The 23,845-nt window shown below is 36.9% G+C and carries 21 protein-coding genes and 1 pseudogene; 18 read left to right on the top strand and 4 right to left on the bottom strand.

The window, feature by feature from the left end; all coding sequences use genetic code 11:
* Positions 1 to 17: 17 nt before the first annotated feature.
* Both ACS604_RS01685 and ACS604_RS01680 read left to right on the top strand, forming a co-directional pair.
* Positions 18 to 668 (top strand): annotated as a pseudogene (locus ACS604_RS01685) (isochorismatase family protein); the annotation flags it as partial.
* 30 nt (positions 669 to 698) lie between these two features.
* On the top strand, positions 699 to 887 hold the full coding sequence (locus ACS604_RS01680; RefSeq protein ID WP_235823111.1) for a phosphopantetheine-binding protein: 189 nt from the start codon (positions 699 to 701) through the stop codon (positions 885 to 887).
* A gap of 54 nt (positions 888 to 941) precedes the next feature.
* On the opposite strand, the gene ACS604_RS01675 is transcribed toward ACS604_RS01680, so the two are convergent.
* On the bottom strand, positions 942 to 4,103 hold the full coding sequence (locus ACS604_RS01675; RefSeq protein ID WP_474769660.1) for a multidrug efflux RND transporter permease subunit: 3,162 nt from the start codon (positions 4,101 to 4,103) through the stop codon (positions 942 to 944).
* Between the two features lie 217 nt (positions 4,104 to 4,320).
* Here ACS604_RS01675 and ACS604_RS01670 point away from each other — a divergent pair, with 217 nt between their 5' ends.
* Positions 4,321 to 6,282 carry a TonB-dependent receptor plug domain-containing protein gene (locus ACS604_RS01670; protein WP_474769658.1) on the top strand — a complete coding sequence of 654 codons (1,962 nt, stop codon included), beginning with the start codon at positions 4,321 to 4,323 and terminating at the stop codon, positions 6,280 to 6,282.
* Positions 6,283 to 6,420: 138 nt separating this feature from the next.
* Complete coding sequence (locus tag ACS604_RS01665; RefSeq protein WP_474769657.1) at positions 6,421 to 6,822, top strand: transcriptional repressor; 402 nt, start codon at positions 6,421 to 6,423, stop codon at positions 6,820 to 6,822.
* Between the two features lie 53 nt (positions 6,823 to 6,875).
* On the opposite strand, the gene ACS604_RS01660 is transcribed toward ACS604_RS01665, so the two are convergent.
* Positions 6,876 to 8,654 (bottom strand): bifunctional metallophosphatase/5'-nucleotidase, encoded by a 1,779-nt coding sequence (locus ACS604_RS01660; RefSeq protein ID WP_474769655.1) that lies wholly within the window; start codon positions 8,652 to 8,654, stop codon positions 6,876 to 6,878.
* A gap of 249 nt (positions 8,655 to 8,903) precedes the next feature.
* Between ACS604_RS01660 and pqqA the strand changes: the two genes are divergently transcribed.
* The 9 genes from pqqA to ACS604_RS01615 all read left to right on the top strand — a co-directional run bounded on the left by pqqA (position 8,904) and on the right by ACS604_RS01615 (position 15,247).
* A complete protein-coding gene (pqqA, locus tag ACS604_RS01655) occupies positions 8,904 to 8,978 on the top strand; it encodes a pyrroloquinoline quinone precursor peptide PqqA (RefSeq protein ID WP_001982218.1) in 75 nt (24 codons plus the stop codon).
* Positions 8,979 to 9,054: 76 nt separating this feature from the next.
* The gene (gene pqqB / locus ACS604_RS01650) at positions 9,055 to 9,966 is read left to right on the top strand and encodes a pyrroloquinoline quinone biosynthesis protein PqqB (RefSeq protein WP_474769654.1); all 912 of its coding nucleotides are present in this window, start codon (positions 9,055 to 9,057) and stop codon (positions 9,964 to 9,966) included.
* Positions 9,967 to 9,974: 8 nt separating this feature from the next.
* Positions 9,975 to 10,733 (top strand): pyrroloquinoline-quinone synthase PqqC, encoded by a 759-nt coding sequence (gene pqqC, locus ACS604_RS01645; protein ID WP_312823260.1) that lies wholly within the window; start codon positions 9,975 to 9,977, stop codon positions 10,731 to 10,733.
* Entirely contained in the window at positions 10,730 to 11,014 is a 285-nt protein-coding gene (gene pqqD / locus ACS604_RS01640) for a pyrroloquinoline quinone biosynthesis peptide chaperone PqqD (protein WP_004792407.1), read from the top strand. Before pqqC ends, pqqD begins: the two co-directional genes overlap by 4 nt.
* The gene (gene pqqE, locus ACS604_RS01635; protein WP_474769650.1) at positions 11,011 to 12,165 is read left to right on the top strand and encodes a pyrroloquinoline quinone biosynthesis protein PqqE; all 1,155 of its coding nucleotides are present in this window, start codon (positions 11,011 to 11,013) and stop codon (positions 12,163 to 12,165) included. Before pqqD ends, pqqE begins: the two co-directional genes overlap by 4 nt.
* Before the next feature lie 18 nt (positions 12,166 to 12,183).
* Complete coding sequence (locus ACS604_RS01630; protein WP_474769648.1) at positions 12,184 to 13,236, top strand: dipeptidase; 1,053 nt, start codon at positions 12,184 to 12,186, stop codon at positions 13,234 to 13,236.
* Positions 13,237 to 13,811: 575 nt separating this feature from the next.
* Positions 13,812 to 13,988 carry a hypothetical protein gene (locus ACS604_RS01625; RefSeq protein ID WP_004792403.1) on the top strand — a complete coding sequence of 59 codons (177 nt, stop codon included), beginning with the start codon at positions 13,812 to 13,814 and terminating at the stop codon, positions 13,986 to 13,988.
* A gap of 235 nt (positions 13,989 to 14,223) precedes the next feature.
* A complete protein-coding gene (locus ACS604_RS01620) occupies positions 14,224 to 14,460 on the top strand; it encodes a hypothetical protein (RefSeq protein WP_004792401.1) in 237 nt (78 codons plus the stop codon).
* A 199-nt stretch (positions 14,461 to 14,659) separates the two neighbouring features.
* On the top strand, positions 14,660 to 15,247 hold the full coding sequence (locus tag ACS604_RS01615) for a uracil-DNA glycosylase family protein (protein ID WP_440202502.1): 588 nt from the start codon (positions 14,660 to 14,662) through the stop codon (positions 15,245 to 15,247).
* 17 nt (positions 15,248 to 15,264) lie between these two features.
* Here ACS604_RS01615 and ACS604_RS01610 read toward each other — a convergent pair whose 3' ends face one another.
* Complete coding sequence (locus ACS604_RS01610) at positions 15,265 to 16,854, bottom strand: phospholipase D family protein (protein ID WP_474769646.1); 1,590 nt, start codon at positions 16,852 to 16,854, stop codon at positions 15,265 to 15,267.
* A 200-nt stretch (positions 16,855 to 17,054) separates the two neighbouring features.
* On the opposite strand from ACS604_RS01610, the gene ACS604_RS01605 reads away from it, so the two are divergent.
* From ACS604_RS01605 to ACS604_RS01595, 3 genes are all read left to right on the top strand, one after another.
* A complete protein-coding gene (locus ACS604_RS01605) occupies positions 17,055 to 17,489 on the top strand; it encodes a GFA family protein (protein WP_081399510.1) in 435 nt (144 codons plus the stop codon).
* Positions 17,490 to 17,683: 194 nt separating this feature from the next.
* Positions 17,684 to 18,139, top strand: coding sequence for a hypothetical protein (locus ACS604_RS01600; protein ID WP_474769645.1), 456 nt, complete (start codon positions 17,684 to 17,686; stop codon positions 18,137 to 18,139).
* Between the two features lie 827 nt (positions 18,140 to 18,966).
* A complete protein-coding gene (locus tag ACS604_RS01595; RefSeq protein ID WP_004792391.1) occupies positions 18,967 to 19,275 on the top strand; it encodes a hypothetical protein in 309 nt (102 codons plus the stop codon).
* 5 nt (positions 19,276 to 19,280) lie between these two features.
* On the opposite strand, the gene ACS604_RS01590 is transcribed toward ACS604_RS01595, so the two are convergent.
* Positions 19,281 to 20,438: a catalase family protein gene (locus ACS604_RS01590; RefSeq protein ID WP_474769642.1), complete on the bottom strand. Its 1,158-nt coding sequence runs from the start codon at positions 20,436 to 20,438 to the stop codon at positions 19,281 to 19,283.
* A gap of 183 nt (positions 20,439 to 20,621) precedes the next feature.
* Between ACS604_RS01590 and ACS604_RS01585 the strand changes: the two genes are divergently transcribed.
* Positions 20,622 to 22,493, top strand: a complete 1,872-nt coding sequence (locus tag ACS604_RS01585) for a non-contractile tail sheath protein (RefSeq protein WP_474769640.1) — start codon at positions 20,622 to 20,624, stop codon at positions 22,491 to 22,493.
* Positions 22,494 to 22,722: 229 nt separating this feature from the next.
* Positions 22,723 to 23,832, top strand: coding sequence for an S-(hydroxymethyl)glutathione dehydrogenase/class III alcohol dehydrogenase (locus tag ACS604_RS01580; RefSeq protein ID WP_474769639.1), 1,110 nt, complete (start codon positions 22,723 to 22,725; stop codon positions 23,830 to 23,832).
* Positions 23,833 to 23,845 lie beyond the last annotated feature (13 nt).

Genomic DNA, 23,845 nt, shown 5'->3' with positions numbered 1-23,845 from the left:
AAAAAAGGAAAAATTTGATGAGTATTCCTAAAATTGCTAGTTACAGCATGCCACAAGCCCACGAATTTACGGCGAATAAAACATCTTGGCAGTTGCATACCAATCGCGCTGTTTTATTAGTACATGATATGCAGCAATATTTTTTAGATTTTTATGATCAAACTCAAGCCCCTATTCCAGAGCTTATTAAAAATACCAAAGAACTAATTGAAACTGCGCGTAAGTTTAATATTCCTGTGGTCTATACGGCACAGCCCGGTAACCAGACACCGGAACATCGCCAGTTATTAACTGACTTTTGGGGAACTGGCCTAAAAGATGATCCGAAAATCACTCAAATTTTGCCGGAAATTTCTCCTCAAAAAAATGATACTGTCTTAACAAAATGGCGTTATAGCGCATTTAAGTTTTCTCCACTTGAACAACTCATGCGTGAGTCAAACCGTGACCAGCTCATCATTTGTGGAGTTTATGCTCATATTGGCTGCCTTATGAGTGCAGCGGAAGCCTTTATGCTAAATATCCAGCCGTTTTTATGTGGAGATGCGCTCGCTGATTTTAGCCGTGAAGAACACGATATGGCTTTAAAATACGCAAGTACACGTTGTGGGCAAGTGATGACAACTCAACAGGTCACACGAGCTTGGGCTCTTGAACAAGCGGCATCACCCCTCACTCAAGAAGGTATTGTTTTGGCGGTGAGCGAACAGCTTCAGATTCCTGCATCAGACATTCAGTTAAATGATGATTTGCTCATGCTTGGGCTTGATTCGGTACGACTCATGACATTAGTGGGTAAATGGCAAGCTTACGGCGCACAGGTGAGTTTTGAAGATTTGGCTGAACAACCTACCTTAGAAGTTTGGATTGATAAGCTAGTCGCTTAAATTTAAAGAATAAAAAATGGCAGATTTAATATCTGCCATTTTTTATTTTAATCTTTAAAAGGAGGTATTATCCTTTTTTATACGGCTGTTAAATCTCAAAGTTCGGCTCAACCATAGTTTGCTCATTGACCACTGAAAACTCGGTAAACTATGAACCACAACAAAGAAGAACACAGTAAATAGCGGTACTAGTAATGTACCAAACACAACACTACCGAATACGCTCATTCCAATTTCATATCTACTCGCAGCGCCTGCACCAGTTGCAAAAATTAAAGGAACCACACCCGCACCAAAGGCAAGAGATGTCATCAAAATCGGACGTAAACGCAGTTTCAAAGCCTCACTTGCCGCATCGATTTTACTTTTTCCTTGTTTGAGTGCGTGAGTCGCAAACTCAACAATGAGAATCGCATTTTTACAAGATAAACCAATACCTGTTAATAGGGCAATTTGAAAGTAAACATCGTTAGGTAACTTAAAAACCCAAGCAAAAATAATAGTGCCTGTAATGCCTAAAGGAAGCCCTAGTAAAATAATAAAAGGAACTTTCCAGCTTTCATACAAGGCAGCCAAACATAAGAAAATAAACAAAATAGAAATGAGATATAAATAGATCGCTTGGCGGCTAGATTGTTGCTCTTGTAAAGAAAGACCGCTCCATGCGACATCTATACCAGACTGTTTACCGACCATATCACTTAACTGTTGCATTGCCTGACCTGAGCTAAAGCCTGGACTTACATTGGCTTCAAGTTGAATGGCAGTTAGTCCCATAAATCGAGTAAGTGCTTCTGGGCCACCTGTCCACTGACTTTGCGCAAAATGGGCGAGAGAAAGCATGCCACCTGTATTATTTCGTACATGCCAATATGCTAAATCTTCGGGTTTAGAACGGAATTCTGCATCGCCTTGCATAATGATTCTCTTAATTCGACCTCGTTCAACAAAATCACCCACATAGTTTCCACCCCAAGCCGTCGATAGAGTTGAACGAATTGCTTGTTGGTCAATTCCTAACATTTTGGCTTTATTTTGGTCGAGTTGAATAAATACTTCGGCTTTATCTTCACTCACAAGAGGGCTTAGATTTTTAAAGGCCGAATAATTGTGAGATTCTTTTTCTAAGGCTTTATATTGTTTAATTAATTCATCGCGCCCTTGACCATTTACATCTCTAAGCCAAAGTTCTAAAGCATCAGATTGACCTAAACCAGATACACTTGGTGGCATTCCTACCATGACTTTAGCTGGCAAGTTTTTTTGTAAATATGCTTGGGCACGTTCACGAATAGCACTCGCCGTATTTGCTTCTCCTTTACGCTCATTCCAATGTTTAAGCGAAACAAAGGCCATACCTAAATTTGGACCGCTCCCTGAAAAGTTTTGTCCATTTACGACCAGTACGGTATTAATATTTTTACCTTCATGTTCAAAGAAATAATTATTGACGAGTCTTCCACTTTCTTCGGTTTGGCTCATTGAAGCACTGTTATGCAAACTATAGGGAACTGCAAGTAATCCTTGATCTTCATTTGGAATAAAGCTTGTAGGCAAACTGCGGTAAATCATAAATAGAATAACCGCGATGCCCACAACCAATAGACTGGAAAATATTTTAAACTGGATTAAACGAACAGATAAAAAACTAAAAGCTGATCTGATTTTTTGAAGAGCAAACTCAAGTACCTGTCCCCATTTTGGTTTTTTATGATGTTTTTTTAATAGAACTGCGCACATTGCTGGCGTAATGGTCATGGCTACAAATAGCGATAACAACATCGCTGCTGCTAATGTAATAGAAAACTGACGGTAAATCATACCGGTCGAACCACTAAAAAAAGCCATTGGAATAAATACCGCGGTTAAGACCAGCGTAATACCTACCAATGCACCGCTAATCTCTTGCATCGACATTAAACAAGCTTCACGTACACTTAGCTGTTGTTCGTGCATGAGACGTTCAACGTTTTCTACGACTACAATCGTGTCATCAACCAATAATCCAATCGCTAAAACCAGTGCAAATAGCGTAAGCGTGTTAATGCTCATCCCAAAGAGATATAACACTACAAATGTGCCACTAATGACGATCGGAACGGTAATGGTTGGAATAAGAGTTGCACGCCAATTTTGCAAAAAGAGATACATGACAATAACGACAAGCACGATTGCTTCAAGCAAAGTGATCATGACCTGCTTAATAGATTCTTCGATAAATGGCGTATTGTCTCGTGGATAAACAACTTTATATCCCGCTGGTAAATGTTGGCTAAGCTGAGCCATTTTTTCTTTAATAAGAGCAGAAGTCTCAATTGCATTGGCATCGGGGCTTAGAGAAATTCCTAAACCTGCCGACGGATAGCCATTAAGTGTATTAATGCTTTCGTAATTTTCTGCCCCTAATTCAACTCTCGCGACATCTTTTAAATAAACAAGACTACCGTCAACATTTGCTTTAACCACCACCGATTTAAAGTCATCAATTGTTTTTAAGCGCGAACCTGCTTTTACTTTTGCATAAATATTTTGATCAGAAGCATAGGGCATTGCACCAATCGAACCAGCAGCAATTTGGGTATTATAATCTTCGAGGGCCTTTTCAATATCACTCGGCACAAGTTGGTAATTTCTAAGCTGATTTGGGTTTAACCAAATGCGCATGGCATAACTTGAACCAAAAACATCAACTTCACCAATCCCTTGTAATTGACTTAAAGGTTGTTCAAAGTGATTCACCATATAATCAGACAAATCAATATTGCTGGTTTTACCAGTTTCATCATATAGCCCCACAATCAGCAGCATATCGCCCGTGGTCTTCCATATGTTTACGCCTTGTCTTTGAACTTCCTCAGGTAAACGGTTTAAGGCACTATTAATTCGGTTTTGCACTTGGAGCTGTGCTTGATCGATATCTGTGCCAATTTTAAAATGAATATCAATGCTGCTCGTTCCGGACGATTCACTATGGGATGTAAAGTACAGCAAATTATCCAGACCCTTTATTTGTTGTTCTAAAATTTGGGTCACACTTTCTTCTACAGTGTCAGCAGCTGCACCACGGTAGTTCGCCACGACCGTAACACCGGGTGGTGCAAGGTTCGGATAGCGTTCGACCGGCATGGCTAAAGTGGCAAAAAAACCAAAAATAAGAATAGTAATTGCAATGACAGAAACAAAGATAGGGTGGTAGATAAAAAATCGAGAGAGCATTGTTATGTCTACTTTAAGATTGTTTTAAATAGGTTTTTAGGCACACGAAAGTGCCATGGTAACGCTTTTTTAAATCACAAACAATAATGATTATCATTATATAACTAATAATTATTTTTATCTTGATCAGGAAAAGTCATAAGTATATGATGCTCGGCACATCATAAATGATAACAATTATCATATGGTAATTATTATCCAGAATAAGGACCGAGAAATGACGTTAACTAAAAAGGCGCTGGTGGTCGCCATCTCAACACTGCTTCCGTTTGCAGTTCAAGCAAATACAGATAGTGAACAGCCGAGTAATAATGAATCAGTTCAAAAACTTAAAACGATTGTGGTTTCCGCTGCATTAAAAGAACAAGATGTAGATAAAGCACCTGCATCCATTAGTGTGATCACGAGTGAAGAGATTGAACGTAGTGCAGCGCTCAGTCTTGCTGATGTTTTACAAAAACAAGCTGGGGTTTATAACTATAACAGCGGTCAAGATAAAATCGTTATACGGGGAATGCTAAATACATCAGGTAACTACACACTCATTCTACTTAATGGAAAACGCATGTCATCTAATGGTGCCATGTGGCGAGGTAATGACTTTGACTGGAGTGCAATTCCTTTAAATAGTATTGAACGAGTAGAAGTGATTCGAGGACCAATGTCATCGCTCTATGGAGCAGATGCCATGGGCGGAGTCATCAATATTATTACCAAGAAAGCCGAGGATGGGCAGCTGCATGGTTCGGTCTTTGGCCAATATAATCGAGCAGACCGCGGAAATGGAAAAGATCAATTCCGTTACGGATTTAACTTATACGGCGGTTTAACCGACAATCTAAGTTTTACTTTGGCTGGAGATGCCTATAACCGTGATGCATGGTACCGAAATGGCAAACCAGATCCAGATGGAGCTTACTTTGTAGAAAAAGATACTAAAAACGTAAACGGTACATTAAGTTGGAATATTAATGACCAACAAACTTTAGACCTAGATTTGGGTTATAACAACGATAAACGCCCACTGACCCAAGATGCGGCAACTTCAATTCAAGAATCAGAAATGAAACGAACCAATGTGGGAATTGCTCACCGTGGAAAATGGGGTTGGGGTAAAACAGAAGCTTACATTGGTAAAGAAACAGCTAAAATTTCTGACTACGATAGCGAATATGACGCGCCACAAAACCGTCAATATAAGCAAGAAAATTTAATTGGTCGTGCCTTCGCTAACTTTGATTGGCTGATGAATAACACTACAGCAGGTTTTGATTATAAAGACCAAAAAATTACAGATGTTGTGAGTTATATCGGTACAGGGAAAAACCAGCAAAAAAGTTACGGTGTATTTGTTCAAAATGATACCCATATTAATGATGCACTGACCTTAACTCTAGGTGGCCGTTACGACGACTTTGATGACTTTGATGGTAAATCGACCGGTAAAGCCTATTTGTCCTATGAACTTGCTGAAGGTGTTGTCTTAAAAGGTGGTGTTGGTCAAGCTTATAAAGTTCCGTCTCCAGCACAGTTAGATATCAATTACTCAATGATTTCATGTGGCGGTAGTTGTCACATTCGAGGTAATCCAGACCTAGAACCAGAAGAAAGTACCAACTACGAAGCATCATTAATTGTAACCCGTCCAAACTGGAATGCTGCAGTTACAGTTTTCCAAAACGATGTGAAAAATCTCATTGAAGCCATTACCTTAAGTGATGGAGACCCGCGTTTAGTGGGTGATTTTAGAAAAATCTGGACCAATGTAAGCCGTGCAGAACTTAAAGGAGTTGAGCTTACAGGTGGTTATGACTTCACGGATAATTTAGGTGTTAAAGCAAATGCCACTTACCTTGATGCAAAAAATAAAACGACAGGTCAAGATTTAACTGAACGACCAGAATGGCTGGCTAATGGTTCAATTTCTTGGGCACCCGTTGAAGACTTCCGTGTAAATGCAGGGGTAAGCTACGTTGGTAAGCAAATGTACTCCGCAACTAAAGAGTTACCAGCCTATACCACTTATGATGTGACATTTACTTCACCACTTTCGCCACGCTTAACATTGGACTATGGCGTAAAAAACCTGACCGATGTTGATTTGGAAGATAAAAACAAAACCTTTAATACCAAACTCTATGGACGTAACTATTTTGTAAAAGCGACTTATAGTTTCTAAGGTAAAACGAAGGGCAAAGCCTATTCATAGGGGAATAGGCTTTGCTTTTTAACGTACAAATATCCATAATTTTCAAGTAAGTATAGACAAAATAATTTTAAAAATTTCTATACTTCTCAACATTAAGGCTAATTAATCATGACGGCAACTTCAAAATCATTATTAAATGGACTACCCATAAAAAAATCGAGAATACAGGTTTTTGAAATTTTAAATCAAAATCCACAAGGCTTAAGCGCGGTAAGTATTTATGCGCAAATTAAAAATGAACATAAAATCACGCTTGGAACAATTTATCGAATCTTGTCTGAATTTGAAAATCGCAAACTCATCAAAAGAGTGTTCTTAGGAAAAAGTAAGAGTATCTATAAGCTTAGAAAAGATAAGATGAGCTGTAACTTGATTTGTCTAAAAACCGCAGAAGCAACTACTTATGAACATGAAAAAGTGAAAGAGCTACTGCATGAGGTCATAGATGTTATTTTTGCGAATACAGGAACTAATATCAGTAGTATTGAACTTAATCTTTATACAGAATAAAAAGTTCAGATAGAAAAAAGGACAGCCTAAACTGTCCTTTTTTATTAAATTTGCTATTTGATGACTTTAATTCGAGTAGTCGCTGGAATAATTAAAGGTGAATTCTTAGCGACATAGCTTTCAAGGGCATCAATATCTTGACCACCACCTACACGGTTTTGACCTTCTTTTAATACCGTAAAATTGTCACCACCATCTGCTAAGAAGCTATTGACTGTTACTCGGTATACCTTAGTGTCAACCAATGGTGAACCAGCAACCATGATGTTACTTGCTCTTGGCGAAACAGACGCATTTGCCGCATATTGATAACTTAATTCTTTAGATGGTTGTAAAATTCTAGCTGAGTTTGCATTTGCACCAGACCACTGCTGTTCAATTACATCTCTAATTTGTTTACCAGTTAAGCTCAAAGTCACAATAGAGTTACCAAAAGGTTGCACCGCAAAAACATCACCAAAGGTAATCTGGTTACTGCTATTAATGAGGAGATCGGCACGCACACCACCTGGGTTCATTAAGGTAAAGTCAGAGCCTTGATTACTTGCCTTTAAGGCAAAGGCTTGTTGAGCATCGGCAATCATAATACCGAGCGGACTTTCACCACTTTCAACTTGAGTACGGCTTACCACAGCTGTCGCAGTTCCAACCACTCGGCTTGAAATGGTGGTCACTGCTTGGCGGTACTTATCTAAAATGGCTTCAATGCTTGGGGTTTTACTAAATTTTTGATAGAGATCCGTAAGGCTTACCGTGGTTGTGCCAGACGTATAGGCCTCACTTTGTATAGGAACTTGTTTAGCATCCTTCTTAATCACATCACCAGTTTTACCATCTAACTCAACCTTGATGTCAGTAATGAGCGTGCCATATTGTCCAGCTGAGGTAAGCAAGAACGGTTTTGCCGGATTTTTTGTAGAATAGTCACAAATATAAGATTGATGCGTGTGACCTGAAACAACAATATCAACTGCCGGATTAAGCTTATCCAAAATTCCTAAAATCGGGCCACTTAAGCCATCACATGTTTTTTCATTAAACTTCGTACTTGGCGCTGCACCTTCATGTACAACCACTACAATTGCTTCAATGCCTTGTTTTTGTAACTCAGGAATCAAGGCGTTTACCGTATCGGCTTCATCACGAAACTCAACGTCTTTAATGCCGGCAGCAGAAACAATACTTGGCGTTGCTTTAAGGGTTAAACCAATAAATGCGACTGGAATTCCACCATAAGTTTTGACTTTATATGCAGGAAAGATCGTTTTACTGGCGTCATTTTTCATTGCTACGTTAGCAGCAAGGAAATCAAATTTTGCACCACTAAAGTTTTTATTTATTTGGCAAGGCGCAGTGCTTGTATATTGCTGACATCCACCGTTCTTTAAACGGCGTAATTCATCTGTACCACGGTCAAATTCATGGTTACCGACAGCATTAAAGTCAATTTGAATATCATTCATGACTTCAATGGTCGGTTCATCTAAAAATAAAGAAGAGGTTAGAGGAGAGGCGCTAATTAAGTCGCCCGCCGAAACCACAGCATTATTTGGATTTTCTGCTTTAAGTTTTTTAATTGCGTCTGCAAAGTAACTCACTCCACCCACAGGAATACGAACAGATTGAGCAGCATCATTTGGATTGGGTGCTTCAACATAACGCTTAGGTGGCTCAAGATTTCCGTGAAAGTCATTAAAAGCTAAAATATTTACAGTCTGATTGCTTCTTTGGGCAGGTGATGTTGTATCGTTATCATCGTCATTACATCCAGCCAATAACATTACTGCCAGAGAAAGTGTTGTTACTTTAAAAAGTGTTGTTAAATTTTTCATTTTTTTATCATTTGATCAATTAAGACGGATAAAAAAATACGCTTTTAGTATGAATGTTTGATGAAACCTTCAATGAGCAAATATGTTCGAAATATTAAAATTTGGACAAAAAACACAATTATCGAACAATATCTTGGTTAAGGGTGGTCTACAAACCCAAATTTTTTATTTAGAATAAATTTTTAATGACCTTATAAGATTTAATCAAGTGATTCATTTCACAAGATTAATATGAACCGGAGATAATTTATGCAATGGACTAAACCAGCTTTTACTGATTTACGCATTGGTTTTGAAGTTACTATGTACTTCGAAGCACGTTAATTCAGTTCCATCCAAATATGTCATAAGCCCTAGTCTTGTTCTAGGGCTTATCTCTTTCTAATAAGATATTAATTTTATGTATATTTATGTTTTAGGTTCAGCTGCCGGAGGCGGGTTCCCGCAGTGGAATTGTAATTGCTCGAATTGTCACGGTGTACGCACAGGTTCAATCCAAGCCAAAGCTCGTACTCAATCATCAATTGCTGTTTCTGAAAATGGAACAGACTGGGTTTTATTAAACGCATCACCTGATATCCGCCAGCAACTTTTCGAATTTAAAGCAGCTCAACCAGCGCGTAAATTGCGTGATACAGGAATAACAAGCGTTATTTTAATGGATAGTCAGTTAGACCATACGACTGGGCTTTTAACCTTACGTGAAGGTTGTCCAATGAATGTATGGTGCACAGAAATGGTCCACCAAGATTTAACAAGCGGCTTTCCAGTATTTAATATGCTCAAACACTGGAATGGTGGTCTTCAATATCATGAGATTAACCCTAAACAAGCTTTTAAAATTGATGGTTTCGAAAATTTAGAATTTTTACCTTTAATTATTAAAAGTGCTGCACCGCCATATTCACCGCATCGACATGACCCACATGACGGCGATAATATTGCTTTAATTATCAAAGATCATAAGACACAAAAGCAGTTATTCTATGCACCCGGTCTTGGAAAAATTGACGATCAAATCATGCAGATTATGCAGAGTTCAGACTGCGTCATGATTGATGGTACGCTTTGGACAGACGATGAAATGCAACAAACAGGGGTTGGAACTAAAACTGGCCGTGAAATGGGGCATTTATATATTAGTGGCGAAGGTGGTTCACTGTCTTATTTAAATCAGCTGAGTACACCTAAAAAAGTGCTGATTCATATTAACAATACCAATCCAATTTTAAATGAAAACTCTAGCCAGTTTGCAGAACTTAAAGCAAATAGTGTAGAAGTTGCCTATGACGGCATGCAGATTGAACTCTAAGGTGAAATATGACTCAAACACCTGAAGCTTTAACGACAGAACAATTTAAACAAGCCATTATCGATAAAGGTCAGTATTATCATATCTATCATCCATTTCACGTGATGATGTATGAAGGTAAAGCCACCCAGCAACAAATTCAGGCTTGGGTTGCAAACCGCTATTACTATCAAATTAATATTCCGCTTAAAGATGCGGCGATTATGGCAAATTGCCCCGACCAACGAGTCCGTCAAGAATGGATTCAACGCATGATCGATCAAGATGGTGAATATCCAGATGGCGGTGGTCGAGAAGCATGGCTACGCTTAGCCGAAGCTGTGGGCTTGAGTCGTGAACAAGTTATTTCTGAAGAACTGGTATTACCGAGTGTTCGCTTTGCAGTAGATGCCTATGTGAATTTTGCACGGCGTGCTACATGGCGTGAAGCAGCGAGTAGTTCTTTAACTGAACTTTTTGCTCCACAAATTCATCAGTCACGACTTGATTCATGGCCGCAGCATTATCCATGGATTGATGATAAAGGCTATGAATATTTCCGTTCTCGTTTAAGTCAGGCACGCCGTGATGTTGAACATGGTTTAACAATTACGCTTGATTCATTTACAACTCATGAGCAACAAGAGCGAATGCTTGAAATATTGCAGTTTAAACTGGATATTTTATGGAGCATTTTAGATGCTCTAACACTTGCACATGTTCACAATGAAGCACCCTATCACACTGTGACGAGCAAACGAGTTTGGCACAAAGGACTATTTAAATGAATAAAGAGCAGTTTGATTTAAACCTTGTGCCAACATGGCGACAAGGTTACCGTTTTCAGTTCGAGCCAGCTCAAAATGGTTTTGTGATTTTATATCCTGAAGGCATGATCAAGTTAAATGAAAGTGCAGGGGCAATTGGGCAATATATTGATGGGCAGCAAAATGTTTCCGCAATTATTGCTCAGTTAAAGCAAAAATTTGGTGATATTGCTGAGATTGATCAGGATGTAGTGGATTACATGCTAGTCGCAAAGCAACAACACTGGATCGACTTGGTATGACAGAAGGTGTTGGTCTACCTTTATGGTTATTAGCGGAGTTAACTTATCGTTGTCCGCTACAATGCCCATATTGCTCAAACCCATTAGACTACGCTCAGCATAAAAATGAACTAACCACTCAAGAGTGGTTTGATGTTTTTAATCAGGCACGTCAGATGGGTGCTGTTCAACTTGGTTTTTCTGGCGGTGAACCACTGGTACGTCAGGACTTAGAACAACTCGTTGCACATGCTCATCAACAAGGCTTTTATACTAACTTAATTACTTCGGGTATGGGCCTTACCGAACAACGCATTGCTGATTTAAAGCAAGCGGGGTTAGATCACATTCAAGTGAGCTTCCAAGCGAGTGACCCAGTGGTAAATGATGCCTTAGCAGGTTCAAAGCATGCTTTTGAACAAAAGTATGAAATGTGCCGACTAGTTAAGAAGTATGATTACCCAATGGTACTTAACTTTGTTATTCATCGACATAACATTGACCAGATAGAACAAATCATTGAACTTTGCCTAGAACTTAATGCAGATACAGTTGAGTTAGCAATTTGTCAGTTTTACGGTTGGGCTTTTTTAAACCGCCAAGGTTTATTACCCACCCAAGAGCAACTGGTACGTGCAGAACGGATTACCAATGAATATCGAGAAAAATTAAAAGCGCAAAATCATCCTTGCAAACTCATTTTTGTAGTGCCTGATTATTATGAAGAACGACCAAAAGCCTGTATGAATGGCTGGGGTAAAATCTTCTTTACAGTTGCTCCAGACGGTATGGCACTGCCTTGCCACGCAGCACGACAATTACCAATTTCCTTTCCAAACGTCCGTGAACATAAATTGTCAGATATCTGGTACAAATCAACGGGGTTTAATCATTTCCGTGGCGATGCATGGATGCCAGAAGGGTGCCGTAGTTGCCCAGATAAAGATCGTGATTTTGGTGGATGTCGTTGTCAGGCCTATATGCTGACCGGAGACGCGGCTAATGCCGATCCTGTATGCGGAAAATCGCCGTATCATCAAATGATTGAACAAGCACGCGCAGAAAGTCAGTTGGCTGCACCTCTACAACAGTTAGTTTTCCGTAATAGTCGAAACTCTAAGTCTTTAAGCGCCACACAAAATATTCCAGTCCACACGATTACAGACATATAGCAAGTAATAGGAATACTTATGAAGCCTAGCCATATTCCAGCTTTCGATGGGCATAATGATGCTCTAACACGTTTATGGCTAAGTGATCATTCAGATCCAGTACATGCTTTTATTCATGAACGCCTAGCGGGCCATCTTGATCTAAAACGCTGTCAACAAGCTGGTTTTATGGGGGGAATGTTTGCAATTTTTTTACCTCCATATAGCTATGTTCAACAGCATCATGCCAATAAACTATTTGATCAAAATGCTTCTGATTTTACCCAACAGCAAATTGAACAAATTTGCTTGGAACAACTCGATTTAGCTCATCAACTTAGTCAGCGCTCTAAAAATATTAAAATTTGTACATCGGTCCAAAATATTCAGGATTGCTTAGTAGAACAAAAGCTAGCAATTATATTGCATATGGAAGGAGCTGAAGCTTTACAAGAAAATCCTGATTTACTCGATATATTTTATGAAAAAGGCCTGCGTAGTATTGGCCCACTCTGGAATAGACCTAGTCGTTTTGGGCATGGTTTAAATGCTAAGTTTCCTCACTCACCCGACACAGGAGCAGGTCTCACGAGTGATGGCAAAGATTTTATAAAACGCTGCGCAGATAAAAAAATGGTGATTGATGTTTCTCATATGAATGAGAAAGCTTTTTGGAATACTGTAGATATATTGCAGCAGCCAATTGTAGCAACGCACTCTAATGCACATACTTTATGTCCTCAAGCCCGTAATTTAACTGACCCACAGCTCAAAGCAATTCGGGAAAGTAAAGGTATGGTTGGGGTAAACTTCGATGTTGCTTTTTTACGGACGGACGGGCAACGCAATGCGAATACATCCATAGATGTAATTTTGGAACATCTAGAATATTTAATGGATCATTTAGGCGAAGAACACGTAGGTTTTGGATCGGATTTTGACGGTGCACTTATTGGTACTGAACTTGAAGATGTAACTGGCCTACATCGTTTAATTGAAGGTATGCAACAGCGTGGTTATTCTAAAACGCTAATTGAAAATATATGTATGAATAATTGGATGAGAGTGCTTGATAGAATTTTTGGTCAATAATGAGTGACTAAACAGAATTAATCTACAGAATCATAACTGTTTTTTTATTGGCCGAAATGACTAAAAAAATACAAATAGTTTAATTGTCAACCATTCGGTATATTCACTACACTCAACCCTACTGAATGTAAGAACATTTGGTATTTCAGGTCTTTTGTGGTTTTCACATTACCCATTTCTTCATGAGAAGTAGAAATGGGTTTTTTCTTATCTCAATAAAATAAACGTGATAGTCATCACAATAATTACTAATTATTAGTAAAACTCCTCAATCCTATCTTGACTAAAAGTTCAGCATTAAATACATTTGTAGTGTATTCAAAGATAATAAGATTGCTTAAAGCAATTCATAATACTGCTTAATCCTGAAATACAGTAAAAAGCCTATTCAAAATATAGAATAGGCTTTTTACTTTGTATCAAAATTTATTTTTTAACTATTACACTATTCAATTAACATAAAAATTAAATACCTTACAAAAGCGGAGCAAATGAAAGCCGTTAAATAACAAATTATGTGCTATTAATTAAAGCTGATTTTTCAAAAGTTACTCCGTCAATCGAAGAGGTGCAAAATGTTAAAGTCAATTTTAGTGATAGGAACAGGTATTGCGATTGGGATGTGTGTCTACAAGAAGAAGCAAAAGAACAGTAAGAGTTTTAACACAGATCACGATAGCGACTCAGTGACTAGTAAAGATAGGGTCCAAAACCAAGATGACGGCTCAATTGATAACGCTGTACAAGTTTAAAATTAAATAAAGAAGGGGTTCAGATAATGAACCCTTTAATTTTATTAAAACTCATAATTATTTTAAATAGCTTAACTTAAAGATAATATTTAAATTAAATAATTACTCAACTATTCATTTAATTATTACAAAAGTATGATTAAAACAAAAAAAACACTTTCATTATTAAAATTTACATATTGTATCAGTGGAGTCTTTATTATTAGCGATGCGGATAATAAAAAAGGAGACTAGAATGTCAAAGCGCCATATTTTAAAAGAAGTAAATGCCAAAAGTATGTGTGGTATGGAAATTGTAGTTGAACAAATTTATGAAAATATTTATGAAAAAAACTTTGTCCAAGCTGAACAAGAGCAAAGCTGGTTGCCACTTTCTAAAATTGTGATTTCGGATAAAGTCATTAATTTAGATCCGGATAACAGTTTTGCTCATCCAAGAACAGGTAAGGTTTTTAAAGTCTTGAACTCTTAATAAGCTTGAGTTCACCAGATCACTTAACGTTATAAATTATTGAGGTGATTCCTACAGAGTTGTCACCTCAATGTTTTTCAGTGAGAGCTGATTTTTCCCATTAACGCTTTAATTAAGAGAAATTGCATTTCATGACTCGTGATTAACTAAAAAATAGGTTAATTTGTTTATAAAGTTTTTAAGTAAACACTGATTTTTTATGATAATTGAGATAGAAACACATCCACTAGAACCCTTTTTACCTGAAAATGCGCGTTTACTCATGTTAGGTAGCTTTCCACCACCGCGTAATAAATGGAAGATGGATTTTTACTATCCAAATTTCCAAAATGATATGTGGCGAATTTTTGGTTTAATTTTTTTCCAAGACAAAACTTACTTTTTAAGTGAGAACCAAAAAAATTTTAATGAAGAACGTATCCGAAATTTCTTAATTGAAACAGGTATTGCAATCTTTGACACGGCTTATCAAATTAAGCGGTTGAAGGGAAATGCCGCAGATAAATTTCTTGAAATCGTAACGCCAACAGATCTTACAGTTTTGCTTCAGCAGATTCCTCTTTGTCAGACCATCATGACCACAGGCGATAAAGCAACTGATACCTTAATTTCAGTTTTACCCGAGAACACTGAAAAACCCCTTATAGGGACATCTACCTCGACTTACTTTGCAGGAAGAGATATTAATTTATATCGCTTACCATCTTCTTCTCGAGCTTATCCATTAGCGCTAGAGAAAAAAGCTGAGGCTTATCAGAAATTTTTTCAAGAGATTGGGATTTTATAAGTCAAGTTGAAGTCTTCTTACATCATCCATTCAACTGGCAAATATGAAACGGCTTTAATCATTGTACGTTGGAAAAGGCTCGTATCTGGGTCTTTTTCATATTCAACAACTTGTCCATTCGACTGATAATCTAACCAAATAATTTTACCTTCACTGTTTAACTTAAGCTGATAAGCGACTTGAGGTAAATGCTGATCGAGCATGACCGAAATTTGAGCTTGTAATTGACTCGATTCAATAACAAGACCAACCTCAGTATTTAAGTAAGTCGAACGTGGATCAAAGTTAAAAGAACCAATAAATACTTTACCGTCCACATCAAAAAATTTGGCATGCAAGCTCGATTTATTTTTACCTTTTGCTGGAATCACACTCCCAGTTACCACTTCATACCATGTTCTACGTCTGCGTTCTAAAAATGGCTTAAACTCAAATAGCTCCACACCGCTTTTAAGCATTTCGACCCGATATTGACTATAAAAAGCATGCACAATTGCCACATCATTTGCAGCAAAAGAGTTAGTTAGCACCCTGACTTTAACACCTTGAACTTTTAACTGTTTTAAATAGTAAGCGCCTTGCTGTGTAGGAACAAAATAAGCCGAAGCCAATTCGATGTGCTGCTTTGGTTCACCCATAATCTTTAGGACTTGTCCATAAAGCATCTCTTCTTTAGAAGCTGTTCCTAAGAGTTTTTTTGGTGAATCTGCAACGAAATATGCTTTTGACCATTGAATAGGATAGTGTTCTAAAAGCTCTTTCAAATAACTTTGAGCATCATAAAGTTTATCTTCGGTTTGACTATGATTTTCACTTTCATGAAGTAGATCATGATAATGCTGCCTTAATGATTGTAAGTGATGGACAGCACATGTACCTATGAGCTCGGTAGCATTTTGACTTAGTTCACTTTGCCAAAAGTCATTAAATACTTCTTGAGCATGCTGTACCGTATGCCCATAAAATAAAATATCTAGATCGGTAAATTGGAACTTGCTACTCGCATCAAAGTATTCACTACTAATATTTCTACCACCTGTTACTGCAATCACGCCATCTGCAATAATTAATTTATTATGCATGCGATGGTTTACTTTCTTAAACCGAAAAATATAGTCTAAGATTCTTAAATATCTAAATTTATAAGGATTGAATAATCGAATTTCAAAATTAGGGTGGTGTAGAAGGCTTCTTAGAACGCCATCAAGCTTTATTCCATTTTGATCATCAATGAGTAAGCGGATTTTTACACCACGATCTGCCGCCGTTAACAACTCATGCAGCATCAAATTCCCAATGAAATCATTGGTCCAAATATAATATTGTAAATCTATTTTTTCTTTTGCATTTCTAATCAAATACATACGTGAAGCGATACTAATAAAAGCATCATCTAATGCCACAAAAGCGGTTAATCCTTGTTTCGTTTTCTCTATAGCTTGCTCATCATTTAACCAATTCACTCTATTAATCACTGTATCATTCTCATCAGGGTCGTATGTATCTCTATACGAAGGTGTATTTATGAATCCCCAGGCATTTAATGCCATACTACTGTAGTGCTGATAGAGCTGATTAATCATGTAAGCTTTTAAAGTCGCATCCAAGATAAGCACATCACAGCATCTTTATATTCAATTTATATGTCAAAATTCATATTAAACGGTATAAATGCATTCTGCCAAGCCTCAACTCTAGCAATTCCTTATATTTATAAGCCCTTCAAAGAGAGCATATCCATTTAAACATATAAAGTTAAATTTAACCTTTTTAAGGCTAATGCTATATTCAATATTATTTTCTAAGGATGCTCGAGATGAGTCATGTCGGTTCTTGTCTATGCAGTGAAGTCAAATTTTCTATCATTAACGAAATCAAGACAGTGTACCATTGCCACTGTAGTCTCTGTCGTAAACAAACCGGAACAGGAGCCAATGCAGCAACTTTAGTGAGTCGAGATAAATTTGAATGGTTGTCAGGTTTCGAGTTTATCCGTACCTATAAAAAAGAAACGGGCTTCACCTCTTCGTTTTGTAGTAAATGTGGATCGCCTGTACCTAATTTGGTAGGAGCTACTCATTTTATGTGGATTCCATTAGGTCTCTTAGATAAAGACATTCAGGTTCTAAAGAAGCTTAATTTTTGTATATTCTCGAAGACAAACTGGGCAAATACCGTAATTGCAGATCAATCTTATAATCAGCTTCCAACTTTAGATGAGCTAAAAATAATTTTTGATTAAAATAAATGCTTAGCAAAAAAAACGAGACTCAGTTTGCATTAACTTTAATTTTTTCGGATGGTTATGCTTGCAAGTTTCACAAAAACACACTAATTACAATTGGCAGCACAACAATTACATTAGAAAACATGATATCTATCATACTTCCTTAAAAGGCTGAGTGAGTAGCCTGATAATAAAAGGGAGAAAATAAAATGCCACAATATTTAATCATTGCTGAGAATGTTTATAAAAAAATTAATGACAAAAAATTATTTTCTGAAAGCTCAGCTGAGAACTTAAATCAGTTGGTTGGTGTAATTCGTAAGGAAATTAAAGGAACTAAGTTTAAACTTAAATATAATTTTATAGATTTTGAAGAGTGCTTAACCAAGCCATTAGAAGAGTGTGCAATTAAGTTGGATATGAGCCTCATGCCCAACCATAAAAATAAAGATGAATATATACTTTGGCTCGCGGGTTTTATTGAAAGAATTACAACGGGAGGAGAGGCCAAGCTTCCACCAATCTCGAAATTTATTCCTCCAGACTTTAAGTTTAACTATGACGAACCTCCTAAAGTGTCATCATCGACAAGTGATCATGGGGAGATGATTATTAATTATTTCAAATCAGATGCCTTTACTAAAATTATAAAAGAAGAAAAATAAGTTCAAAAATATAGAAGTGATCGTCCACTACACTTCTATATGTCGCTGTAAATTCAGCAACCGCCTTCTGGGGCGGTTTTTTAATTTAGCTCTCTTATTCTTATAAAATATATTGTTATAACTTTTCACAAAAGTTTGCATAACGCACAGAATCAGCTCTATTGGCCTAAAAACAGATACAACCTTGAATGTTAATTTTTAATTTACTTAATTATCTTTTGGAGATACCAATGTTCAAAGCTATGTTTTTCTTTAGTGCTGGTGCTGTTTTTGGTTACTGCTGTAAACACAAGGAGGATAAAGCTAAAGAGGAAAATTCATCAAAATAAGCGAAGTACATTGATAAAGAACTAACTGCTGAGTCAGTTTTTTATAAGGAGGTGTCTATGCTCCACAATCTTAGACAAATTTTCTGTATTCATATATGGGAATATGACTTTGACATTGCTCATAATGAAATCAAAGAATGCAGGAAATGTGGGAAAATTCATAAAATGAAAATTTTCCAGGAACTTACTTAAGATTTTAAAAAGTAATTTTTAGTTTCAAGTAAATATTAAAAATCAAATAGGCTTGATAGATTAAATATATTGAGCCTATTTAATAAAATCTTAAAACCTAAGTATTTTAGTCAATATTAAATACCTACTAATTCAATCAGAATATAAGTCAAACTAAATCACATTTTTAACAATATACTGTTACTCTAGGCGTAACTTATCACTTAAAATTAAAAACTCAGAAACAATTTAATAAAAATTAAAAACTTATTTTTATAACTTTGAAATTATACTTATATTTTATAAATAATTAATAAGGAGATAGAAATGCCAAAATACTTACTATTAGCAGAAAAAATTAATAAAAATATTAAATATAAATACTCTAACAATCATTTTAAAAACTTAAATAATCTCATCATTGAAATCAAAAAAGCCATTGCAGGTACAGAATTAAAATTTTTATATAACTTTGTGAATTTCGATGGTGCAGTTGTTAGCTTTAAAAATGAATTACCTATTAGATTAGACATGAGCTTGATACCAAGACATAAAAATGAAGATGAGTTTATTTTATGGTTGGCAGATTTCATTGATCGTATCACTATAGATACAAGCAAGGGCATTAATGCATAAGGTATTTAAGGTTCTTGTCTAGGTGCTGAATTCATATCATGCCGAACTCTGCTGATATTTTCATAAATAACTTTACGCATTCGATTTACTGCACCTAATGGTCTATGTTCTGGTAAGGCGTGCCACGGCGTAAAAGATAGATTTTCACAAAACTTATTTTGTTCAGCTGTATCAAAGTTTTGCTTTGGAATATGGATAGTCGCCACTTGATAAAAAGGAGCTGCTTTCTCATTCCATTCTGTCATTGAATCTTCTACCAACATTTGGCTTGAGGTCCGTGGCTGAATAAGAAATTCCATACAAGCATCTGTACTTTGCAAAGTGTTCTTTAAAGCTTCTCTTAAAAAATCATGACTAGGGTTTTTAGGTAGATTATTTGATACTACCGAACAAGCACGTACTGAATATTTAACTGCTTGTCGATTATTACCTAGTCCTAGCTGATAGGGCACCATAGACCAGTACCTTGCATATAAAGGATTTGCGATTTGCGAATTACGTGCTCCGAGTGCATTCATGGTTCCTTTAAAACCCAAAGCAATCGGAATATGAAGTTTTCTGATCATATTGTGACTATTCACATCATTCATGAAAGAAAGATATCGTTTAGCATCGTTGGCAAAAAAGACAGGGTGATTAATCATAATAAAATCTTGAGTGGTTGCTTGTTTTTCACTTTCTAAAATTTTGTCTCCAGATACACCTAAAAGTTTTATGGCTATGCCACGCGCGTCTTTATTAATGTCCGCATTCGATGCATCATTTGAGGCGTTTGAAAAGCGAATCCATGCTTGATAAGTTTGATCTGGAATAAATATCCCTTTAGCCAATTGAGTAGGTATATTTTTTGAGACATGAAACTCGGCTCGAACACACCCATGCGCTTTAGGATGTGCATCACGTAAAGCATTTCCCGCCGTGTATTGTTCACGAATTGACTTTTCAATGACTTGAGCTATGTTCTGAGCTAGCACTTCCTCATTAGGCTGTAACTTTTCTCCTAAAAATGGATCGATCTTTGGATATGTAATATTTTCCGAAGAAGTCTTTACTGATGTGGTTTTTTGAGAATATAAAGCGTCACTACAACCTGTTAGTGCAAAAACAAGAGGAGTAAATACAAACAACACCCTAAAATGTATAGGCTGCATTAAATTTGACATTGATTATCTCCTCAGTGCAAAAATATTTTAGGATAATATTAAGTTTAATTGTTTAACTATATTTTGAGCTTTATTAAAAATATTAACTGTAAATAATTTAAACGTCATTGTTACTTATCTGAACAATAAAATAAAAATTATTATTTAAGATAAAACCTCTTAATACATTAAGAGAATGTAGACATGATAACTAACTCACAAAATGTACAAAATAATTCTAATTCATCACCACATCCAATCACTCAAAATACACTTATTGATCGGTTTAGTCCTATCTATTGGAGAATAGACGGCCCACAAACAATGTCTTTTGCTATTACGAATTATGGAAATGGTTTTGAAGCATCTTTTAGAGCGCGAATGGCAAATGATCTAGTAGGAATTACGTGGGATTCTTCTGACACTAAAGATCATAAATTTTTAGCGTATCAAACCAAATATAGCTATGCAGGGGTGGTTTGGGACTTCGATATTGAGTTATCTGCCACGATGCCAGTGCTTAACAATTCAACTTTAACGCCCACTTTAACGGTGTACTATAATGAAAATGGTGTAGATAAAGTTGCCTATGTTGTCTTATTTAATTACGCAAATAATCCATCATCGCGAACGGCACATATTCATATTAACTGGGATACAGTAAAAGCTGGCTTTTCTGCTACAGATAGCTTCCCGGTAACGAACATTCAACGGATTTCATTTTCAGGTTTCACTAGTCATTATAATAGCCAATCAGCCCTACCTTTAAGCCAGCCTGAAGATGGCTACATTCGTCTGACCAATTCAGTCGTAACTGGTACAAATGCGAAGTTAAATTTGAGTCGTGTGGTTGTCCCTCAGCACAATTATGGTATCTGTACGAGCTATGACGACCACTATGATTTAAACCCTCAGCGCTTAGTCAACAATATGGTGACTTTGGGATATAACGGTTTGGTTAACCACTATTGTGGAATGTCACATTATCCTGAAATGACATGGAAAAGTGATATTAATAAATGGCAAATACCAGATACGTTGGTAACAGGTGAAGCAGTCGTTAACTCATGTACGCGTAAATGGCATGAGAAATATGCTCAAGCTTTACATAGTGCCAGTCTGCAACCCATCTTTGGGGTAAGCTTTGAAATGTATTCCTTGGGAGCCAATGAATATTGGGCACAGCGTGACTGGAACAGTAATTTGGGTAAAACAGGCTACCAACCACCGAGCTATTTTTTTAGTTTAAGTCATCAGAATGCTTTGGCATATCTACGTAAAGTCTTTATTGAATTTGCAGATGCAATGGTAGTAGGGGGATGTGATGTAAACATGCAGATTGGTGAACCTTGGTGGTGGTATAACACTGACACAAATCTACCTTGTGTATATGACTATCCAACAAAACTAGCCTTTAATGCAGATACAGGTTTATATGCACCAGATTTGGGTACAATTTATGAAGCAATGAATAAGACAGGAACGCCATATGATGAGTTTAAAACATGGCTCAGAAATAAATTAGGTCAAACCTGCCAAGACATTCGCACCGTTATCAAAGCGAAATACTCCACTGCTAAAGTTAGCCCACTTATTTTCTTTCCTTCTATTCAATCTCCGATTCAGACTTTAGCCACTTATATTAACTATCCAAGCCAACATTATTCATATCCTAATTTTGATTACATGATGACAGAAGCTTATGACTGGCTATTGGAAGCTCGCTTAGACTTGGCACATCAAGCAGTTTCCCAAATACCTATACAAGGGCTGGGCTATCCGGCAAATAAAGTCATCTATCTCTCCGGATTCGTTCCTGATGCATCTATTGCTTATATTTATGGATTTGATAAGACCAAACCTTATCGAACACCTATTTGGCAACGAATTTTTGGTGACATGAAAAACAATGTTTCTTTAGGTTTAATGAAGCAATTTATCTGGGCATATCCACAAGTTATGTTTGATTCAATTACGATCGATACTACTCAGGCACCCAATGGCTTCTTTGTTGAAAATACTTTGTATTCGCCAATTAGCGATAACACACCATATCCACCAGATATTTACCTCTAAGTAAACATAAACCATTTATAAGATAAGTAATTTGATATGAAACCTCTTTAAGTAAGAGGTTTTCTTCTTTTTGAAACATGGGCTTGCTTAGACGTACTTGACTGGCTATGCTGTGATGGATTGTCATGAAAGCCAATTTTAATTTAAGCAAAATTAAACTCTTGTATTACTGTTACATAATCTATTTTGCTCGACTATAAATACCGAATGATTTAAAGGAAACCCAAAGATGAAATCTCGTGCAGCTGTCGCCTTTGCCCCAGGAAAACCTTTAGAGATTGTTGAAGTTGATGTTGCACCACCTCAAGCGGGTGAAGTTTTAATAAAAATTACCCATACAGGGGTATGTCATACTGATGCTTTTACATTATCTGGCGATGACCCAGAAGGTGTTTTTCCTGCTATCTTAGGTCATGAAGGAGCAGGTATTGTAGTTGAAGTGGGTGAGGGCGTAACAAGCGTTCAACCAGGTGATCACGTGATTCCACTTTATACAGCTGAATGTAAAGAATGCTTATTCTGTAAATCTGGAAAAACCAACTTGTGTGTTGCAGTACGTGCTACTCAAGGTAAAGGTGTCATGCCAGATGGAACCACACGTTTTTCTTATAATGGTGAGCCGATTTACCATTACATGGGTTGTTCAACCTTTAGTGAATATACAGTAGTTGCAGAAGTATCTTTAGCAAAAATCAATCCTGAAGCGAATCACGAACAAGTTTGTTTACTTGGATGTGGTGTAACGACCGGTATTGGCGCCGTGCATAACACAGCTAAAGTACAAGAAGGTGATTCGGTTGCCGTATTTGGTTTAGGCGGTATTGGTTTAGCTGTTGTACAAGGTGCGCGTCAAGCGAAAGCAGGACGCATTATTGTCGTAGATACAAACCCAGATAAGTTTGAACTTGCTAAGCAGTTTGGTGCTACAGATTTCTTAAATCCTAAAGATTACGATAAACCAATTCAACAAGTTATTGTAGAAATGACAGGATGGGGCGTAGATCATTCATTTGAATGTATTGGTAACGTCAATGTTATGCGCTCGGCTTTAGAATGTGCACATCGTGGTTGGGGACAATCAGTCATTATTGGTGTTGCTGGTGCAGGCCAAGAAATTTCGACTCGTCCATTCCAGCTAGTTACAGGCCGTAAGTGGTTAGGTACTGCGTTTGGTGGGGTAAAAGGCCGTTCACAACTTCCTAAAATGGTCGAAGATGCTATGAAAGGTGAAATTCAACTTGAGCCTTTTGTAACGCACACCATGCCTTTACAAGACATTAATACCGCTTTTGATTTAATGCACGAAGGTAAATCAATCCGTACAGTTATTCATTTCTAAATGAAATAAAAAA

Source organism: Acinetobacter sp. Li1LvA2, from assembly GCF_056156705.1.
Note: the sequence above shows the minus strand (reverse complement) of the source record. Positions and strands in the feature narration are given on the sequence as shown.

What these genes read in the sequence shown, in the direction of transcription:
- ACS604_RS01675 (WP_474769660.1), bottom strand. Translation starts at nt 4,103, where the DNA reads ATGCTCTCTCGATTTTTTATCTACCACCCTATCTTTGTTTCTGTCATT.
- ACS604_RS01670 (WP_474769658.1), top strand. Translation starts at nt 4,321, where the DNA reads ATGACGTTAACTAAAAAGGCGCTGGTGGTCGCCATCTCAACACTGCTT.
- ACS604_RS01665 (WP_474769657.1), top strand. Translation starts at nt 6,421, where the DNA reads ATGACGGCAACTTCAAAATCATTATTAAATGGACTACCCATAAAAAAA.
- ACS604_RS01660 (WP_474769655.1), bottom strand. Translation starts at nt 8,654, where the DNA reads ATGAAAAATTTAACAACACTTTTTAAAGTAACAACACTTTCTCTGGCA.
- pqqB (WP_474769654.1), top strand. Translation starts at nt 9,055, where the DNA reads ATGTATATTTATGTTTTAGGTTCAGCTGCCGGAGGCGGGTTCCCGCAG.
- pqqC (WP_312823260.1), top strand. Translation starts at nt 9,975, where the DNA reads ATGACTCAAACACCTGAAGCTTTAACGACAGAACAATTTAAACAAGCC.
- pqqD (WP_004792407.1), top strand. Translation starts at nt 10,730, where the DNA reads ATGAATAAAGAGCAGTTTGATTTAAACCTTGTGCCAACATGGCGACAA.
- pqqE (WP_474769650.1), top strand. Translation starts at nt 11,011, where the DNA reads ATGACAGAAGGTGTTGGTCTACCTTTATGGTTATTAGCGGAGTTAACT.
- ACS604_RS01630 (WP_474769648.1), top strand. Translation starts at nt 12,184, where the DNA reads ATGAAGCCTAGCCATATTCCAGCTTTCGATGGGCATAATGATGCTCTA.
- ACS604_RS01625 (WP_004792403.1), top strand. Translation starts at nt 13,812, where the DNA reads ATGTTAAAGTCAATTTTAGTGATAGGAACAGGTATTGCGATTGGGATG.
- ACS604_RS01620 (WP_004792401.1), top strand. Translation starts at nt 14,224, where the DNA reads ATGTCAAAGCGCCATATTTTAAAAGAAGTAAATGCCAAAAGTATGTGT.
- ACS604_RS01615 (WP_440202502.1), top strand. Translation starts at nt 14,660, where the DNA reads ATGATAATTGAGATAGAAACACATCCACTAGAACCCTTTTTACCTGAA.
- ACS604_RS01605 (WP_081399510.1), top strand. Translation starts at nt 17,055, where the DNA reads ATGCTCGAGATGAGTCATGTCGGTTCTTGTCTATGCAGTGAAGTCAAA.
- ACS604_RS01600 (WP_474769645.1), top strand. Translation starts at nt 17,684, where the DNA reads ATGCCACAATATTTAATCATTGCTGAGAATGTTTATAAAAAAATTAAT.
- ACS604_RS01595 (WP_004792391.1), top strand. Translation starts at nt 18,967, where the DNA reads ATGCCAAAATACTTACTATTAGCAGAAAAAATTAATAAAAATATTAAA.
- ACS604_RS01590 (WP_474769642.1), bottom strand. Translation starts at nt 20,438, where the DNA reads ATGTCAAATTTAATGCAGCCTATACATTTTAGGGTGTTGTTTGTATTT.
- ACS604_RS01585 (WP_474769640.1), top strand. Translation starts at nt 20,622, where the DNA reads ATGATAACTAACTCACAAAATGTACAAAATAATTCTAATTCATCACCA.
- ACS604_RS01580 (WP_474769639.1), top strand. Translation starts at nt 22,723, where the DNA reads ATGAAATCTCGTGCAGCTGTCGCCTTTGCCCCAGGAAAACCTTTAGAG.